The 18,164-nt window shown below is 65.4% G+C and carries 10 protein-coding genes; 6 read left to right on the top strand and 4 right to left on the bottom strand.

Annotation, left to right across the window (positions count from 1 at the left end):
* Positions 1-20: 20 nt before the first annotated feature.
* Both E3T50_RS15515 and E3T50_RS15510 read left to right on the top strand, forming a co-directional pair.
* A complete protein-coding gene (locus E3T50_RS15515; protein ID WP_241978456.1) occupies positions 21-461 on the top strand; it encodes an EVE domain-containing protein in 441 nt (146 codons plus the stop codon).
* A 30-nt stretch (positions 462-491) separates the two neighbouring features.
* Positions 492-1,757, top strand: a complete 1,266-nt coding sequence (locus tag E3T50_RS15510; protein WP_134553248.1) for a hypothetical protein — start codon at positions 492-494, stop codon at positions 1,755-1,757.
* 63 nt (positions 1,758-1,820) lie between these two features.
* Here E3T50_RS15510 and E3T50_RS15505 read toward each other — a convergent pair whose 3' ends face one another.
* From E3T50_RS15505 to E3T50_RS15490, 4 genes are all read right to left on the bottom strand, one after another.
* Positions 1,821-2,315: a SprT-like domain-containing protein gene (locus E3T50_RS15505; protein ID WP_134553246.1), complete on the bottom strand. Its 495-nt coding sequence runs from the start codon at positions 2,313-2,315 to the stop codon at positions 1,821-1,823.
* 61 nt (positions 2,316-2,376) lie between these two features.
* On the bottom strand, positions 2,377-3,489 hold the full coding sequence (locus E3T50_RS15500; protein WP_134553244.1) for a PQQ-dependent sugar dehydrogenase: 1,113 nt from the start codon (positions 3,487-3,489) through the stop codon (positions 2,377-2,379).
* A gap of 154 nt (positions 3,490-3,643) precedes the next feature.
* Positions 3,644-4,171, bottom strand: coding sequence for a hypothetical protein (locus tag E3T50_RS15495; protein ID WP_241990968.1), 528 nt, complete (start codon positions 4,169-4,171; stop codon positions 3,644-3,646).
* Positions 4,172-4,360: 189 nt separating this feature from the next.
* Complete coding sequence (locus E3T50_RS15490) at positions 4,361-5,257, bottom strand: spermidine synthase (RefSeq protein ID WP_134463270.1); 897 nt, start codon at positions 5,255-5,257, stop codon at positions 4,361-4,363.
* A 339-nt stretch (positions 5,258-5,596) separates the two neighbouring features.
* Between E3T50_RS15490 and rpoB the strand changes: the two genes are divergently transcribed.
* From rpoB to E3T50_RS15470, 4 genes are all read left to right on the top strand, one after another.
* Complete coding sequence (rpoB, locus tag E3T50_RS15485; protein WP_134553242.1) at positions 5,597-9,088, top strand: DNA-directed RNA polymerase subunit beta; 3,492 nt, start codon at positions 5,597-5,599, stop codon at positions 9,086-9,088.
* A gap of 42 nt (positions 9,089-9,130) precedes the next feature.
* The gene (locus E3T50_RS15480; RefSeq protein ID WP_134463272.1) at positions 9,131-13,054 is read left to right on the top strand and encodes a DNA-directed RNA polymerase subunit beta'; all 3,924 of its coding nucleotides are present in this window, start codon (positions 9,131-9,133) and stop codon (positions 13,052-13,054) included.
* A gap of 171 nt (positions 13,055-13,225) precedes the next feature.
* Entirely contained in the window at positions 13,226-17,722 is a 4,497-nt protein-coding gene (locus E3T50_RS15475; RefSeq protein WP_134553240.1) for an FtsK/SpoIIIE domain-containing protein, read from the top strand.
* Positions 17,723-17,814: 92 nt separating this feature from the next.
* Positions 17,815-18,111, top strand: coding sequence for a WXG100 family type VII secretion target (locus tag E3T50_RS15470; RefSeq protein WP_134463274.1), 297 nt, complete (start codon positions 17,815-17,817; stop codon positions 18,109-18,111).
* The last annotated feature ends 53 nt before the right edge of the window (positions 18,112-18,164 follow it).

Genomic DNA, 18,164 nt, shown 5'->3' with positions numbered 1-18,164 from the left:
GCATGCAGTACAACTGTCATGTGGCAATTCGGTTCTGGCTCGGCGTTGTACACCGCGAGCATGTACTGCGCGGTGTCGATCTGGGGATTGCCCGCGCCAACCGCGGCGCCGGCGACGTGATCGCGCAGATGGGTGAAGCCGACGGCATCGTCTACTACTCGCCCAAGACAGCCATCGAGGGCGATCCGCTCAGGGAGTTCACCGCGATCGGCCGCATCGCGGATGCCTGCGCCTACCGGGTGGGCGACCCCGGCAACGAGTTTCGTCCCTGGCGACGCCGGGCCGACTACGACCTGGATGCCTGGCCGACGAGCATCCGCCCGCTGCTGTCGGTGCTGCAGCTGACCCGCGGCAACCCCGACTGGGGGTTTCAGCTGCGGCGCGGCGTGCTCGAGATCTCGCGGCACGACTTTGAGATGATCCGGCAGCAGATGCGGCGGCCCTCCGCTGACGATCGGTAGTGCCCAGCATCCCTCATTAGACTCCTCGATATGAATGGCGATCTCTGGTGGGTACCCTCGGTCATCGTTATCGGCCTCGTTCTGGCCGGAGTCTGGGCGCTGGTGGGCGCGTCGCGGCGGCGCACGCGGGCTCGGCTCGGGCAGGTGAGCGCCGCGGCCGCCGAACTGGACCGCAGCGCGAATATCAGCCTGGTGCGTGCCGACGATCTGGTGCAGGACGCCATCGACGAGCTCGATTTCGCGATCGCACAGTTCGGCGAATCCGCGACGCGGGAGTTTGCAACGGCCCTCGCGACCTCGCGGCGCCAGCTGAGCGACGCTTTCGCGCTGCAGCAGAAGCTCGACGATGCCGTGCCGGACAGCGCCGCCGAGCGCACCCGCTGGAACCTGCAGATCGTTCAGTTCGCCGATGACGCGACCGGCCGGCTGAGCAACCAGGCCCGCGACTTCACGGTTAAACGCGGCGTCGAGCGCAATGCGCCCCAGCAGCTCGACGAGCTGCGCCGGCGACTCGAGCGGGTCTCTGACCGGGTCGTGGGCGGCGCGAGTACCCTCACCCGGCTGGGCCAGTGCTATTCCGCGTCGGCGCTCGCGCCGATCAGCGGCAACGTGGGCCGCGCCCGCACGGCGCTCGAAGCAGCTCGGGCAAGTGCCGATTCGGCAGCCGAACACCTGGCGGCGGCATCCGCTGAACCGGTCGGTGAGCAGCTACAGGCCGCCGAGCACTCACTGTTTCAGGCGGCGCAACTGCTCGATGCGATCGAAACCGGCGAAGATCAGCTGCATCGCGGCTTCGCCAACCTGCAACAGGCACTGGTTGCCGCCGGGTCGGAACTCGCCGAGGCTCGCGCCCTGCGCGATGGTCACGAAGAATCCGATACGAGCGCCAACCTCAACCAGGTCATCAGCGAAGCGGCGTCGGTGCAGGCGTCGCTCCAGGGGCCCGGGCGGCTGAGCGACCCCGCCGAGGATCTCGTTCTGCTCGAGGTGGCCATGAACGGGCTGGACAGCATCCGTTCTGAGGCACGCAACCGGCAGCTGCGGCTGGACAATGCGCGCACCGCCCTGGCCGGGGCGCTGCTCACCGCCCGCAGCCAGATCACGCTCACTCGCGATTTTGTGGCCGCGCATCGCGCGCGGGTGCAGGCCCCTGCCCGCACCCGGCTGGCCGAGGCCGAACGGCAGCTGGCGCTCGCCGTGGCGGAGAGCGACCCGGTGACCGCCCTCGACACCGCCCGCCGCGCCATGACACACGCCACGGATGCCGACGCCCTCGCCCGCTACGACACGCACTGACTGGCTGCGCTGTCCCGCACGGACCGGCAGCACTGTCCCGCACTGACCACCTCCACTGCGCTGCTACAGGCCAGTGGATGCCGCGGCTCGGCGCCGGATCGCCGTCGTAATCTCGCGCCGCAGCCAGGTGATAGCGTTCGCATGGTCGAATCGGCGGGCACAGAGACCGCAGGCCAAGGGCCGGGTGGGTTGCCGATACCGAAAGTGCGTGTGTCCGGCGGGGCAGGTACCCACCCAGGGCGCAAGCTCGTTGGCGATCTCACCGTCGTGGGTGCGCTTGCCGTCGTAGCCGAGGTCGTTCGCCATTTTCTTCCAGCGCGGGCCGTGCCCGGCTCGGGGGCCGACCAGTGCGTGTGCGAGCTCGTGCAGCAGAATCTGGTGCACCTCGTCGTCGGCGTATCGCGAGGCGAGGTAGCGCGACACGGTGATGTGTTTCTTGCTGAAATTACAGAGACCGGCCCGCTTCTTGGCGTTGTCGAAGCCGAAGGTCCAGCTGGGGTCGAGGTGCAGAACGATGAGCGCATCCGCCCATCGGCGCACCCGGGCAAGATCGGCCATCAGGGCAGGAACCTTCCCGAGCAGCAAACGTGCGTCTGGGCGAGATCGGACGCCTGGATCATCAGGGTGTCACCGCAACCTGGAAGAGCCGGTCGTCGCCGGCCTCCGGGGACCCGCGGCCATCCGTATTGTTGCTCACAAACCACAGTGTGCCAGCAGGACCCGACACCACGTCGCGCAGCCGACCGAACCCGTGCACAAACCACTCCGCGGGGGTTGCAGTGGAGGAGTCGCTCGTGATCGGAATGCTCCACAATCGTTGCCCGCGCAGGCTCGCCATGAAAATGGTGTCATTGACGATGGCGATGCCGCTCGGGCTGGCTTCATCGGTCGACCACTGCCGTTCCGGGTCGATATACGCGGAGTCCCCGGCCTGGCCCTCAACCAGCGGCCAGCCATAATTGCCGCCGGGCACGATGCGGTTCAGCTCATCCCAGGTGTTCTGGCCGAACTCGCTTGCCCAGAGCTGGCCGCGCGAATCCCAGGCCATCCCCTGCGGGTTGCGATGCCCGAACGAGTAGACCAGCGTGCCGAACGGGTTGTCAGCTGGCACCTGGCCGGTGGGCGTCATTCGCAAAATCTTGCCGCCGAGAACGTCGAGGTTCTGGGCGTTGGCGGCGTTTCCGGCGTCCCCGGCTGTGGCGTACAACAGGCCATCCGGACCGAAGGCGATGCGACCGCCGTTGTGATTACCGGCTCGTGGGATCGAATCCAGAACCGGGTCGGGCGCCCCGAGGCCGTGGCTGCCGGGGGAGCCGGCTAGCGGCATCCGCTCAATGCGGTTGTCGGTCGCGGTGGAGAAGTAGGCGTAGACCCAGCCCGCGCCGCCGGGGGCCGCGGTATCGGCCAGAAAAGCCAGGCCGAGCAGCCCGCCCTCACCGTTGGGCTCGGCCGCCGACACCGTGCCGGCCTCCCGCAAGCTGCCGTCGGGCAGCAACTCGCGCACCCGGGTCGTGTCGCGTTCGCTGATCAGTGTGGCGCCGTCGGGCAGCCGCAGAATCGACCACGGCGCCGCCAGCCCCGAGGCGATCACGACCGGTTGGCCGAGCGGATGCACCGGCGCAAGCGGGCCTTCACCGGTGCCAGGTTCGGTCGGCGTCGATGTGGCCGGCGTCGAGGTGGCCGGTGCGGCGCGCGGCGCCTCGGCACTGCAGGCGGCCAGAGCGAGAATCATCAGGGCGGCTGACGCAGTGACAACCGCGCGGTGAAGCCCCTGCGTCCGATGGATCACCGTTTACCTCGCCTTCGTGGTGAACACAGCATGCCGTAGAACGTGCCCGACGGCCAGCACCGAGCTGACAGCACCGAGCCGACAGCACCGATGGGAATCAGACCTGAGGGCTGCGGGCCGCGATGTGCGACTCCACGACCGCCACGGCGAGCAGCGAGCTGTCGAGTTCGTCGGCGTCGGCGTCGTCTTTCTCGCGCAGAAACACCGCCGCGGTGAAGTCCGCGAGCGCGCCGTCGAGGTTGCCCTGGTCGAAGTACACCTTGCCGCGGTGCTGACGGGCGTAAGCGGCGAGGCGGGTCCACTCGTGCACCTCGGAATCGAGAATGCAGTGGGTCAGCTCACTCGCTGCCTCTTCGAGCTTGCCCTGAAACTGCAGAACCTGCGCCCGACGGATGCGACTGGCCACCGCCTGCTCTCGGTTGCCGGTGAAGCGCGACTGGCGCAGGGCCTCGTTCGCGATCTCCCAGGCTTCATCGAGCCGACCGACCAGGCGCAGCAAAGCGACCTTCTCATTGAGTGCGGCCAGGCTGCGCAGGTTGCCAAGTTCGGTGAGCCGCGCGCCAGCGGCCAGAAGGTCGACTTTTTCGCGCAGGGTGATGGGGTCGTAACCGATGATGAAACTCACGGTGTGTTCCTGTAGTGACGAGGGCGGACGCGGCCGCAGGGGGTAGACGGGTCCCCCCAGAGTACCGCCGCCGGCAGGCATCCGGCCGCAGCGGCTCCCGTGGCGAGGTGCGGAAACCCGGCGGGCCAGGCGCAACGCCGGTACTGTCCCGCACCCGGCCCGCATCTTTTGACCTGGCAGCGCAGACCGCTAGTGACCGATTTGAAAGACGGTGCGGCCGGGCAGCGGCGACTGCGTGGAGGTTTCGTCGGTTGCCACGAGTGAACCGGCCATGAACTGCTTGAGCTCGGTGCCCTCGATCACCTTCGCCGGGTGCGGGCCGTTGGCGAGCAGCCGCGGAATCCAGTTGAGGTCGATCGGGGTGTGCGCGGCGATGAAGACGATGTTGCCGAAGCGGCGGCCCTTGAGCACCTGTGTCTCGGCAAATCCGATCACGTGCGCGAACACCGCCGAGAGCGTGGCGGCCTGGCCGCGCGCGAAGGCGAGGCCGGGGCCATCCGCAACGTTGACCGCGAGTACGCCGCGCGGCGACAAGAGCGGAGCGGCGAGCGCGAAGAACTCACGGCTCGTCACGTGCTTGGGGGTGCGCGCGCCCGAGAAGATGTCGACCACGACGAGGTCGACGGCGCCGTGCAGCCCGGCGGGCAGCTTGCCGAGCACCTCGCGGGCATCGCCGTGGCGCACGCGCAGCTGGGCGCGTTTGTCCCAGGGCAGCGCGGCGCGCACGAGATCGATCAGGTCGCTCTCGATCTCCACGACCTGCTGGCGGGATCCCGGTCTGGTCGCCTCGACGTAGCGGGGCAGCGTGAGCGCGCCGGCTCCGAGGTGCACTGCGGTGATCGGCTCGTGCGGCTCCCCGAGCAGGTCGATCACATGACCGATCCGTTGGATGTACTCGAAGAACAACTCACCGGGGTGGTCAATGTTCACGTGTGATTGCGGAGTGCCGTCGACCACGAGTTGAAAGCTGCCCGGGGTGAATCGGTCGGGTTCGATCACCGCAGTGTGTCCACTCAACTTCAAGACGACCGAAGGGTGCCCCGCGTTGTCTGCCACGTCACTCTTCGCGCTGCGCCCTGTACTCATCTCTCCAGTCTGCGCCATCCGCTTCGCGAGAGCGCAAAAAGTGCCCGTTCGCGGGCGATGATCGGGCACGTGAAGCGCGTGTGTTGGCTGGAAGCGAACGAGCATGGGTGGGTTATACCTGAGAATTTGCAAATTGGCAAGAAAATGGTGGACACGTCGCGATCGGGGGCATACACTTGATCTTTGCGCTCCCAGACAAACCTTGCCTTCATATTGCGGTCGGCTTTGCGTGTTCAAGCCACCTTGAGGCACATTTCCTACGAGTTTCTTTCCTAGGGTCTGCGGAGTCATCACCAATAACAGTAACTAGACCTGACGGGGTCCACGGAGGTTATTTCCTTGGCTGCTGCGCGCAACGCAACCACCAATTCACCCAAGAACGGCCGCTCAGCTGAGCGTCTGTCGTTCGCGAAGATCAGCGACCACTTGAACGTTCCGGATCTGCTTGCTTTGCAGACCGAGAGCTTCGACTGGCTCGTCGGCAACGACATCTGGAAGGCTCGCGTCGCCGAGGCCCAGAAAGCCGGACGCCAGGACATGCCCAATCGCACCGGGCTCGATGAGATCTTCGAGGAGATCTCTCCGATCGAAGACCTCGGCGAAACGATGCAGCTGTCGTTCACCAACCCGGAGCTCGAGCCCGAGAAGTACACCATCGACGAGTGCAAGGAAAAGGGTAAGACCTACTCCGCACCCCTCTATGTGAACGCCGAGTTCATGAACCACCTCACCGGTGAGATCAAGACTCAGACCGTGTTCATGGGTGACTTCCCATTGATGACGCCCAAGGGCACCTTCGTGATCAACGGCACCGAGCGTGTCGTCGTGTCGCAGCTGGTGCGCTCCCCGGGTGTGTACTTCAACCGCGAGCAGGAGAAGACGTCTGACAAGGACATCTACTCCGCCCGCGTCATTCCGAGCCGTGGTGCCTGGCTTGAATTCGAGATCGACAAGCGCGACCAGGTTGGCGTGCGCATCGACCGCAAGCGCAAGCAGTCCGTGACCGTGTTCCTGAAGGCCCTCGGCCTCACCAGCGAGCAGATCCTCGAAGAGTTCAAGGGCTACGCGTCCATCGAGCTCACCCTCGAGAAGGACAACATCCTCACCAAGGAAGAAGCCCTCAAGGACATCTACCGCAAGCTTCGTCCTGGCGAGCAGGTTGCCGCCGAGGCCGCACGTGCGCTCCTCGACAACTTCTTCTTCAACTCCAAGCGCTACGACCTGGCCAAGGTTGGTCGTTACAAGATCAACCGCAAGCTCGGCCTCGAAGCGCCGCTGAGTGACTCCGTACTGACGCTCCAGGACATCCTGGCCACCATCAAGTACCTCGTCGCCCTGCACGACAACCAGACCACCCTCAAGGGTCTGCGCGACGGCAAGATGACCGACATCAACATCGACATCGACGACATCGACCACTTCGGTAACCGTCGTATCCGTGCCGTTGGCGAGCTCATCCAGAACCAGGTTCGTACCGGCCTGTCCCGCATGGAGCGCGTCGTTCGCGAGCGCATGACCACGCAGGACATTGAAGCGATCACCCCGCAGACCCTGATCAACGTGCGCCCCGTCGTGGCGGCGATCAAGGAATTCTTCGGTACGTCGCAGCTCTCGCAGTTCATGGACCAGAACAACCCGCTCGCCGGATTGACGCACAAGCGTCGCCTGTCCGCGCTGGGCCCGGGTGGTCTGTCCCGTGACCGCGCCGGCGTCGAGGTGCGAGACGTTCACCCCTCGCACTACGGCCGCATGTGCCCCATCGAGACCCCGGAAGGCCCGAACATCGGCCTGATCGGTTCGCTTGCCTCGTTCGCGCAGATCAATGCGTTCGGTTTCATCGAGACGCCGTACCGTCGCGTGCAGGGCAACAAGGTCACCGAGACGATCGACTACCTCACCGCGAGTGAAGAAGACGACTTCATCGTCGCCCAGGCCAACGCGCCGCTCACCAAGGACTCGCACTTCGCCGAGGCCCGCGTGCTGGCTCGTAAGAAGGGTGGCGAGGTCGACCTCGTTCCCGCTGAAGACATCGGCTACATGGATGTCTCGCCGCGCCAGATGGTCTCGGTCGCGACCAGCCTCATCCCGTTCCTCGAGCACGACGATGCAAACCGCGCGCTCATGGGTGCCAACATGCAGCGTCAGGCGGTGCCGCTGCTTCTGAGCGACAGCCCGCTCGTCGGAACCGGCATGGAGGTCTACACGGCCATCGACGCCGGTGACGTGCTCACCGCGTCGAAGCCCGGTGTGGTCTCCGAGGTGTCGGCGGACGTCGTCACCATTCAGCTCGATGAGGGCGGCACGCAGGACTACTACCTGCGCAAGTTCTCGCGCTCCAACCAGGGCACGAGCTTCAACCACCGCGTGATCGTCAACGCCGGTGAGCGCATCGAAGCCGGCGAGGTTATCGCCGACGGGCCCGCCACCGACCAGGGCGAGCTCGCCCTCGGAAAGAACCTGCTCGTGGCATTCATGCCGTGGGAAGGCTACAACTTCGAGGACGCGATCATCCTGAGCCAGAACCTGGTCAAGGACGACACCCTCTCCTCGATTCACATCGAAGAGTACGAAGTGGATGCCCGCGACACCAAGCTGGGTAAGGAAGAGATCACTCGCGACCTTCCCAACGTGTCTCCGGACTTCCTCGCCGACCTCGACGAGCGTGGCATCATTCGCATCGGAGCCGAGGTTCGCCCCGGTGACATCCTCGTCGGCAAGGTCACGCCCAAGGGCGAGACCGAGCTCTCCGCCGAGGAGCGCCTGCTGCGCGCCATCTTCAACGAGAAGAGCCGCGAAGTTCGCGACACCTCGCTCAAGGTTCCCCACGGTGAGCGCGGCACCATCATCGGTGTCAAGGTGTTCGACTCGCAGGACGGCGACGACGAGCTCGGCTCGGGCGTCAACCAGCGCGTGGTCGTGTTCATCGCCCAGAAGCGCAAGATCACCGAGGGCGACAAGCTCGCCGGCCGTCACGGCAACAAGGGTGTCATCTCCCGCATTCTGCCGATCGAGGACATGCCGTTCCTCGCCGACGGAACCCCGGTCGACATCATCCTCAACCCGCTCGGTATCCCCGGTCGCATGAACTTCGGCCAGGTGCTGGAAACACACCTCGGCTGGATTGCGAAGCAGGGCTGGAACGTCGAGGGCAAGCCGAAATGGGCTGCTCGTCTTCCGGAGCACGCCTTCAGTGCCGCCCCCGGCACGAAGGTCGCCACCCCGGTATTCGACGGTGCGCTCGAGATCGAGATCGAGGGTCTCCTGGACTCCACGACCCTGACCCGCGACGGCGAACGCCTCATCGGTTCCACCGGAAAGACCCAGCTCTTCGACGGCCGCTCCGGCGAGCCGTTCCCGATGCCGGTGTCCGTTGGATACATGTACATCCTGAAGCTCCACCACCTCGTCGACGACAAGATCCACGCTCGTTCGACCGGCCCGTACTCCATGATCACGCAGCAGCCGCTGGGTGGTAAGGCGCAGTTCGGTGGACAGCGTTTCGGTGAGATGGAGGTGTGGGCGCTCGAAGCATACGGAGCCGCTTACGCCCTGCAGGAACTCCTGACCATCAAATCTGACGATATCCTCGGCCGCGTCAAGGTGTACGAAGCCATCGTCAAGGGTGAGAACATCCAGGAACCCGGCATTCCCGAGAGCTTCAAGGTTCTGATCAAGGAAATGCAGTCGCTGTGCTTGAACGTCGAGGTGCTCTCGGCCGATGGCACCGCAGTCAGCCTGCGCGACACGGATGACGAGGTGTTCCGCGCTGCGGAAGAGCTCGGCATCAACATTTCCACCCGGTTTGAGTCGTCGTCCATCGACGACATCTAAGCCTGGCCCAAAGAAACTTCGAAAACTTTCCAAGGAGAGAAATTGCTCGACGTAACAACATTTGACGAGCTTCGTATTGGCCTGGCTACCGCTGACGACATCCGTCGTTGGTCGCACGGTGAGGTCAAGAAGCCCGAAACCATCAACTACCGCACGCTCAAGCCGGAAAAAGACGGCCTGTTCGGCGAGCAGATCTTCGGTCCCTCGCGGGACTGGGAGTGCTCGTGCGGCAAGTACAAGCGCGTTCGCTTCAAAGGAATCGTCTGCGAGCGTTGCGGTGTAGAGGTCACGAAGTCGTCGGTGCGCCGTGAGCGCATGGGCCACATCGAACTCGCTGCCCCGGTCACGCACATCTGGTACTTCAAGGGTGTGCCCTCGCGTCTCGGTTACCTGCTGGACATGGCTCCGAAGGACCTCGAAAAGGTCATCTACTTCGCCGCATACATGGTCATCACGGTTGACGAAGACGGTCGCCACCAGGACATGCCCGGCCTCGAGAACGAGCTGCGCCTCGAACTCAAGACCATCGAGTCCAGCCGCGACTCGCGCATCGCCGATCGCCTGCAGCGCCTCGAAACCGACCTCGCAGCACTGGAGGCCGAAGGCGCCAAGAGCGACCAGAAGAAGCGCACGAAAGACGCCGCCGAAAAGGAAATGGGCCAGGTTCGCAAGTCCCTGGACGAGCAGATCGCGCACCTCGAGCGCGTGTGGGAAGACTTCCGCACCCTCAAGGTCGGCGACCTGAAGCCGGAAGACTCCGTCTTCCACGAGCTCCAGGACCGCTTCGGCATGTACTTCGAGGCCTACATGGGCGCCGAAGCCATCAAGAAGCGCCTCGAGGCCTTCGACCTGGTCACCGAGAGCGAAAACCTGCACCTGCAGATCGCCGAGGGCAAGGGTCAGAAGAAGATCCGCGCCATCAAGCGTCTGCGCGTGGTCAACGCGTTCATCATGACCGGCAACTCGCCGGCCGGAATGGTGCTCGACGTCGTTCCCGTGCTCCCGCCGGAACTCCGCCCGATGGTGCAGCTCGACGGTGGCCGGTTTGCCACGAGCGACCTCAACGACCTCTACCGTCGTGTGATCAACCGCAACAACCGCCTGCGTCGTCTGCTCGACCTCGGTGCTCCCGAGATCATCGTGAACAACGAGAAGCGGATGCTGCAGGAAGCCGTCGACGCACTGTTCGACAACGGTCGTCGCGGTCGCCCGGTCACCGGTACCGGTAACCGTGCCCTCAAGTCCCTGAGCGACATGCTCAAGGGAAAGCAGGGTCGTTTCCGTCAGAACCTGCTCGGCAAGCGCGTGGACTACTCGGGCCGTTCGGTCATCGTGGTCGGCCCGCAGCTCAAGCTGCACCAGTGTGGTCTGCCCAAGCAGATGGCGCTGGAGCTGTTCAAGCCGTTCGTGATCAAGCGCCTGATCGACCTGAGCCACGCTCAGAACATCAAGGCCGCCAAGCGCATGGTCGAGCGTTCACGTCCACAGGTCTGGGACGTGCTCGAGGAGATCATCCGCGAGCGCCCCGTCATGCTCAACCGTGCGCCCACCCTGCACCGCCTCGGGATCCAAGCGTTCGAGCCTCAGCTCGTCGAGGGCAAGGCAATCCAGCTGCACCCGCTCGTTTGCGCGGCGTTCAACGCCGACTTCGACGGTGACCAGATGGCTGTGCACCTTCCGCTCTCGGTGGAGGCCCAGGCCGAGGCACGCATCCTGATGCTCGCCTCGAACAACATCCTCAAGCCGTCTGACGGCCGCCCGGTGACCCTGCCCACCCAGGACATGATCATCGGTCTGCATCACCTCACCACGTTGAAGGAAGGTGTGGTCGGAGAAGGCCGCGCATTCTCCAGCGTGTCCGAGGCCATCCTCGCGTTCGACCAGAAGACCCTGGACCTGAACGCCAAGGTGCGCATCCGTTTGACCGACAAGTTCTTCACCGAGGGCACCCAGCCCGAGGGCGTCGAACTGGTAGACGGCCAAGCCGTCGGAACCGTTCTCGTCACCACGAGTCTCGGTCGCGCCATCTTCAACGAGGCGCTTCCGGCTGACTACCCGTACTTCGAAGACGTTGCCAACAAGGTCACCATGTCGACCATTGTCAACGACCTCGCGGAGCGGTACGTCAAGGTGGAGGTCGCTGCAACCCTCGACCGGATCAAGGATGCCGGTTTCTACTGGGCAACCCGTTCCGGCGTGACCGTTGCGCTCAGCGACATCCTGACGCCTCCGAACAAGAAAGAGATCGTCGCCGGTTACGAGAAGCAGGCTGCCAAGGTTCAGGCGCAGTTCGAGAAGGGTCTCACGACCGACCTCGAGCGTCGCCAGGAGCTGATCCAGATCTGGACTCGTGCCACGGAAGACGTCGCCGCAGCGATGCAGGCGAACTTCCCGGCCGACAACACCATCAACCGCATGGTGACCTCCGGTGCGCGTGGTAACTGGCTGCAGGTGCGAAACATCGCCGGCATGCGAGGCCTCGTGAACAACCCGAAGGGTGAGATCATCCCTCGCCCGATCATCTCGAGCTACCGCGAAGGCCTGTCCGTCGCCGAGTACTTCATTGCTACTCACGGTGCTCGTAAGGGACTGGCCGACACAGCTCTGCGTACCGCCGACTCGGGATACCTCACCCGTCGTCTCGTGGACGTCTCGCAGGATGTCATCATCCGCGAAGACGACTGCGGAACGCGGAAGGGTCTCGAACTGCCCATCGCCGGAACCGATGCCACGACCGGTGCGCTCCTGCGTGACGAAGACGGCGGCCTCCTGGTCGACTTCAACGTCGAGAACGCGGTCTACGCTCGCAGCCTGGCCGCAGCAGCGGTCAACGCTGCCGGCGAGGTCATCGCCGACGCCGGAGACGACGTTGGAGACGTGCTCATCGCCAAGCTCATCGCCGGTGGTGTCGAAACCATCAAGGTGCGCTCGGTACTCACCTGTGAGTCGGCCGTCGGTGTCTGTGCGGTCTGCTACGGCCGGTCGCTCGCCACGGGCCAGCTCGTCGACATCGGTGAGGCCGTCGGTATCATCGCCGCACAGTCCATCGGTGAGCCCGGCACCCAGCTGACCATGCGTACCTTCCACACGGGTGGGTCGGCATCCGCTGACGACATCACCCAGGGTCTGCCGCGTGTTCAGGAGTTGTTCGAGGCGCGTACCCCCAAGGGTGCGTCTCCCATCGTCGACTCCGCCGGACGCATCACGATCGAGGATTCAGACAAGGGCCGCAAGGTCATCCTGACCCCCGACAGTGGCGACGAAGCAATCGCCTACCCGGTGCTCAAGCGTTCAACCCTCCTCGTCGAGGACGGCCAGCACGTTGAGCTGGGGCAGCAGATCATCATCGGCGCCGTCGACCCGAAGGAAGTTCTTCGCGTCAAGGGTGTTCGCGCGGTGCAGAAGCACCTCGTCTCCGGTGTGCAGGAGGTCTACCGTTCGCAGGGTGTACCGATTCACGACAAGCACATCGAGGTCATCGTTCGCCAGATGCTTCGCAAGGTGACCGTCGTCGAACACGGCGACACCGGACTGCTTCCGGGCGAGCTGGTTGACCGGTTGAAGTACAACGACCTCAACCGCACCGCGCTCACCGAGGGCAAGAAGACGGCATCCGCTCGCCAGGAGGTCATGGGTATCACCAAGGCTTCCCTTGCGACCGAGTCCTGGCTGTCGGCCGCTTCCTTCCAGGAGACCACCCGGGTTCTGACCCAGGCGGCCATGGAAGGCAAGAGCGACCCGCTGATGGGCCTCAAGGAGAACGTCATCATTGGTAAGTTGATCCCCGCCGGCACCGGCCTTCCCCGCTACCGCGACGTCTCCGTCGAGGCAACGGAAGAAGCCAAGGCTGAGCGTTACCCGAACCGCATCTTCACCGAAGATGCAACGTTCGCCGAGGGTGACCTCAGCTTCGTCGACTTCGACAGCTTCTCGTCGGATGACCTGACACCGGGCACGTACAACTAGTCCCCGGCAGCTCTACACGGATGGCCCCTGCTTCGGCAGGGGCCATCCGTCGTTAAGACACCCGGAAAGGGTGGTGGGTACCGTGGAAGCGCCCGCGCCGCCTCGCGGGGTACGCTCGAGGGACGAGTTTGTTGCCGATGCGCCCGAACTTGTTCCTGGGGGGGCGAGCACGTGCGGTTGAAAGTCACGTTGGCCCGGTCCAACGGTCAGAACGACGACATCGTCGTCACAGCGGATGCCGCGGCCAGCATTTCCGATGTCGCCGGTACGATCGCCAGGGTCGATCCGCGCTCGGCGCTCGCGCCCGGCGCCGCCGACCGGCCGCTCACCCTGCGCACGGTCGCTCCCGGAGGCACCGACTGGTTGCTCCTGCCGCCGGACGCCCTGATCGGCGAGGACTGGGTCGGCTCTGGCGCGAGCGTTGCCCTGGCGGACTCCGGCACGTTTTTTCTCTCTCACGAGCACGGTGCCGCCGCGACCCTGGCCGTGATCCACGTGCTGACCGGTCCGGACGCCGGAGCGCAGATTGCCCTCAGCCGCGGAACGACCATCATTGGGCGCGACGCCGAGTGCGACGTGGTGCTCAGTGACAAGCTGGTGTCGAAACGCCATGTACGTCTCGAAGTCGCCGCGGGTATCGATCTGGTGGACCTCGGATCGGCCAACGGTGTCGTCATCGACGGCGGACTGGTCACCCGGTTGCACATCGAGCAGGGCGAGACGGTGCAGATCGGCGACACCCAGCTGCGCATCACGGTCGTGCAGACCGTGGCCGCGATCGGCGACCAACACCGCGACGGTCCGGTGTACTTCAACCGGTCACCGCGGGTGGAAGGACGTTACGCCGGCCAGGAGTTCACGGCGCCCGAGGTGCCGACCGAGAAAGACGACCAGCCGTTCCCCTGGCTGGCCATGGTGGCACCGGTGTTGCTCGGAGTGAGCATGTGGCTCATTTTTAATCGCCCGGCGGCGTTGCTGTTCGTGCTGATGAGCCCGATGATGCTCATCGGCAACTTCTTCATGAACCGCTCCAAAGACAAGCGCCTGCTGAAGCGATCGATCGGCCGTTTCGACGTGCGTCTGGCTGCGCTCCGCGCGCAACTGCTCACCGAACGTAGCAGGGAACAGCAGGCGCGGCTCGGAGAGTCGCCCTCGACCCATGATGCGCTCAGCCAGTCGCTGCAGCGCGGCCCGCTCATGTGGACCCGCCGGCCCGAGCACTGGTCCTTTCTCAATGTGCGGCTCGGTCTCGGCACGATGCGCTCGCGCAACACGACCGACGCTTCCCTGCGCGGTGAACTGCTGCCCGAATTTCAGGAGCGTCTCGATACCGTCATCACCGAGCACGCCACGGTTGATCAGGTTCCGCTCATCGACAATCTGTTCGATGCCGGTGCCGTCGGTGTGGCCGGCACCGCCGCCGCGTGCGCCGGCACCGTGAATTCGCTGCTCGTTCAGCTCACCGCCCTGCACTCGCCCGCCGAACTGGCCGTCGCCTCGCTCGTGACACCGCACTGGTCGAGCGAGCTCGAGTGGCTGAAATGGCTGCCGCACACTTCCTCGCCGCAGAGCCCGCTCGCCGGCGGCCACCTGGCCGACAGCGCGTCGAGTGCGGCATCCGTTCTCGCCGCCCTGGAAGAGGTCATCACGCAGCGGCAGCAATCGAAGAGATCGGCGCGGCGCGGCGCCATGGACCAGGAGCGCGCAGCGCTCGAGCGCGGAGAAGAAGTGGGGTTGCACAGCACCGGCGATGGCACCAAATCGCCGATTCCAGCCATCATCGTGGTCATCTCCGACGATGTGGCCGTTGACCGATCGCGACTCGTGCAGCTCGCCGAGAACGGCGCCGACGCCGGCGTGTATCCGGTCTGGATCGCTCGCACCGTGGCGGCACTTCCCGCCGTGTGCCGCACCGCCATCGAAATCGACGAGAGCACCGGGCTCGGTACGGTCTCGTTCGTGCGGCTCGGTGAGACGATAGCGGATGTCGTGGTCGAGTCGGTCGACGCAGCCACCGCCCTGCACTTCGCACGCCGCCTCGCTCCGGTCATCGACGCCGGTGCACTTATCGCCGATTCGAGCGACCTGCCCCGCTCCGTATCGATGGTCACGCTGCTCGGCCACGACCTGATTGCGGCGCACGACGCCGTGATCGACCGGTGGCGGCAGAACGCGTCCATGCACGATCGCACCCCCGGCGCGGTGCCGTGCTCCAAACGTGCCGGAACCCTGCGGGCCATTGTCGGTTCCATCGGCGTGCAGTCCATGCACCTCGACCTGCGCACCCAGGGCCCGCATGCGCTGGTCGGCGGCACCACCGGCGCCGGCAAGAGCGAATTCCTGCAAGCCTGGGTGCTCGGCATGGCCGCCGAATACAGTCCAGACCGGGTCTCCTTTCTGTTCGTCGACTACAAGGGCGGCTCGGCCTTTGCGGACTGCGTGTCGCTGCCGCACTGCGTTGGCCTGGTCACCGACCTGAGCCCGCACCTGGTGCGTCGAGCACTGACCAGCCTGCGCGCCGAACTGCGCTACCGGGAGCACCTGCTCAACTCCAAGAAGGCCAAAGACCTCATCGAGCTCGAGAAGCGCGGCGATCCGGACAGCCCGCCAGCCCTCGTGCTCGTCATCGATGAGTTCGCGGCCCTCGTGAGCGAGGTACCCGAGTTCGTCGACGGCGTCGTTGACATCGCCCAGCGCGGCCGTTCGCTCGGCATCCACTTGATCATGGCCACCCAGCGCCCTGCCGGCGTCATCAGAGACAACCTGCGGGCCAATACCAACCTGCGCGTCGCGTTGCGCATGGCCGACGAATCCGACAGCAACGACGTCGTCGGGGTGAAGGATGCCGCCCACTTCGACCCGGGCCTACCCGGCCGTGCCATCGCCAAGACCGGACCGGGGCGGCTGCAGCAGTTCCAATCCGGCTACGCCGGCGGTTGGACCTCCCGCGAACCCGAGAGGGCCGAAATCGGCATCGCCGAGTTGCGCTTCGGCGGCGAGACCGCGTGGGAACCGCCGAGCAACCCGCTCGCCGGTCAGGAGCGAGAGCTCGGCCCGACCGACCAGCATAAGCTCGTCGCCGCCCTGGTCGGTGCCGCCGGTTCGGCGCAGATCCCGGCGCCGCGGCGGCCCTGGCTCGACGAACTGCCGTTGCTCTGCGACCTGGGGAGCATCCTGCAGCGAACGGATGCAGCGCTCACGCTCGGCCTGGCCGACGCACCGACCGAACAGCAGCAGCGACCGGTGTGCTTTCTGCCCGACGTCGACGGGCACATCGGCATCTACGGCACCGGTGGATCCGGCAAGAGCGTCGCGCTGCGCACCCTCGCGATCGCCGCCGGTAGTACGAGCGACGGTGGGCCAGTGGCGGTGTACGGGCTCGACTTCGCCGCGGGCAGCCTGCGCATGTTGGAACCGCTGCCGCACGTGGGCAGCATCATCGGCGGCGATGACACGGAGCGCATTATTCGGCTGTTCCGCCTGCTGCGGGCCGAGCTCGCATCCCGCGGCAACCGGTTCGCCGAGGCCACCGCGTCGACCATCGCCGAATACCGCGCCCTGGCGAACCGCCCGAACGAGCCGCGCATCCTGCTGCTCATCGACGGGTTTGCGACGTTCCGCGAAGAGTGGGAGGTCGCGAGCGGCCGGTCGAACTGGTACGACGTGTTCCGCAGCATCCTCGCGGATGGCCGTCAGCTCGGAATCCACGTGGCGTTCACCGCTGACCGTTCCGGCTCGGTACCGAGTTCGGTGCGCTCCAGCGTGCAGCGGCGCGTGGTGCTGCGCCTGGCCGACGATACCGGCTACAACCTGCTCGACGTGGCCGGAGACATCCTGAACGCGAAATCAGCGCCCGGCCGCGCGATTTTCGACGGCCTGGAAACCCAGATCGCGGTCTGGGGCGGCTCCGCGGTGGCTGCAGAGCAGGCGGCAGCGGTGCGCGTGCTGGCCGAAGAGTTGCGGGCGCAGAACATGCAGGCCGCCGTGCCCATCGGCAGCCTGTCCCGGCAGTATGCGGCGAGTGAGCTGCCCGACCGGGTCACGAACCGCCCGGCGCTGGGCCTGAGCGATGAAACTCTCACCCCGGTCGGTTTCGAGCCGCGCGGCACGCTGCTGCTGTCTGGCCCGCCCGCCAGTGGGCGCAGCACCGCACTACGCGCGCTTATGCATGCCCTCGTGCGGTTCGACCCCCTGGTCGCGCGGTACTACATCGGCAATGCGCGGTCTGGTTTGGCCGGGCTGCACGGCTGGGTGGCTGCCGCGACGACCATCGCCGAAGCCGTCGACCTGGCCAAGGAGCTGACGCAGGTGGTGAGCGCCGACCCGGCCACCCCCCGCATCGCAATTGTCATCGAAAACCTCGCGGACTTTCTGCAGACCCCGGCCGATGCTGTGCTCGTCGAGCTCATCAAACAGGTCAAGCGCAGCGATCACTTTCTGGTCGCCGACGGTGAGACGGCATCATGGAACTCGTCCTGGCCGTTGTTTGCCGAGATGAAGAACACCAGGCGCGGCCTGCTGTTGCAGCCCGACACCATCGAGGGCGACATTCTGCTGAAGACTCCGCTGCCGCGCTTGAACCGCGCCGAGTTTCCACCCGGTCGCGGCATGATGGTGACTGGCGGCAAGGTGGTCCGGGTACAGCTTCCGCTGGTCGAACAGGTGTGACTAACCGAGATCCCCCATTCACCCCATAGGGGTATTGGCACTAGATTGGGACGACACGCGGCCCGCTCGGGCTCATGCATTTGGGGGACACCATGGCCAATCTCAACGTGACCTATTCCGATATGACGGATGCCGCCGGTCGCCTGAGCTCCGGCAAAGAAGAGCTGATCACCAAGCTCACCGACCTGCAGACGCTCGTGAACAACCTGGTCGGTTCCGGCTTCGTGACCGATTCCGCTTCGGGTGCCTTCCAGACGTCCTATGACGCTTTCACGCAGGGCACGACCCTCGCGGTGAACGGCATCGACGGCATGAGCCAGTTCCTTACCGCCGCTGCCGACGCCCTCGGCAACACCGACACCGAGCTCGGCAACGCAATCCGCGGCTAGGCCTCCGCCGGCACCCCCATTGTGGGGGTACCCCACTTCCCCGAGTGGGTGAC

This window comes from Cryobacterium gelidum (genome assembly GCF_004403985.1).
In the GTDB taxonomy this organism is placed as follows: domain Bacteria; phylum Actinomycetota; class Actinomycetes; order Actinomycetales; family Microbacteriaceae; genus Cryobacterium; species Cryobacterium gelidum.
Note: the sequence above shows the minus strand (reverse complement) of the source record. Positions and strands in the feature narration are given on the sequence as shown.

Bases quoted from the DNA above. Each gene is read 5' to 3' on its own strand.
- E3T50_RS15505 (WP_134553246.1), bottom strand. From the start codon at position 2,315: ATGGCCGATCTTGCCCGGGTGCGCCGATGGGCGGATGCGCTCATCGTT.
- E3T50_RS15470 (WP_134463274.1), top strand. From the start codon at position 17,815: ATGGCCAATCTCAACGTGACCTATTCCGATATGACGGATGCCGCCGGT.
- E3T50_RS15500 (WP_134553244.1), bottom strand. From the start codon at position 3,489: ATGATTCTCGCTCTGGCCGCCTGCAGTGCCGAGGCGCCGCGCGCCGCA.
- E3T50_RS15490 (WP_134463270.1), bottom strand. From the start codon at position 5,257: ATGAGTACAGGGCGCAGCGCGAAGAGTGACGTGGCAGACAACGCGGGG.
- E3T50_RS15510 (WP_134553248.1), top strand. From the start codon at position 492: ATGAATGGCGATCTCTGGTGGGTACCCTCGGTCATCGTTATCGGCCTC.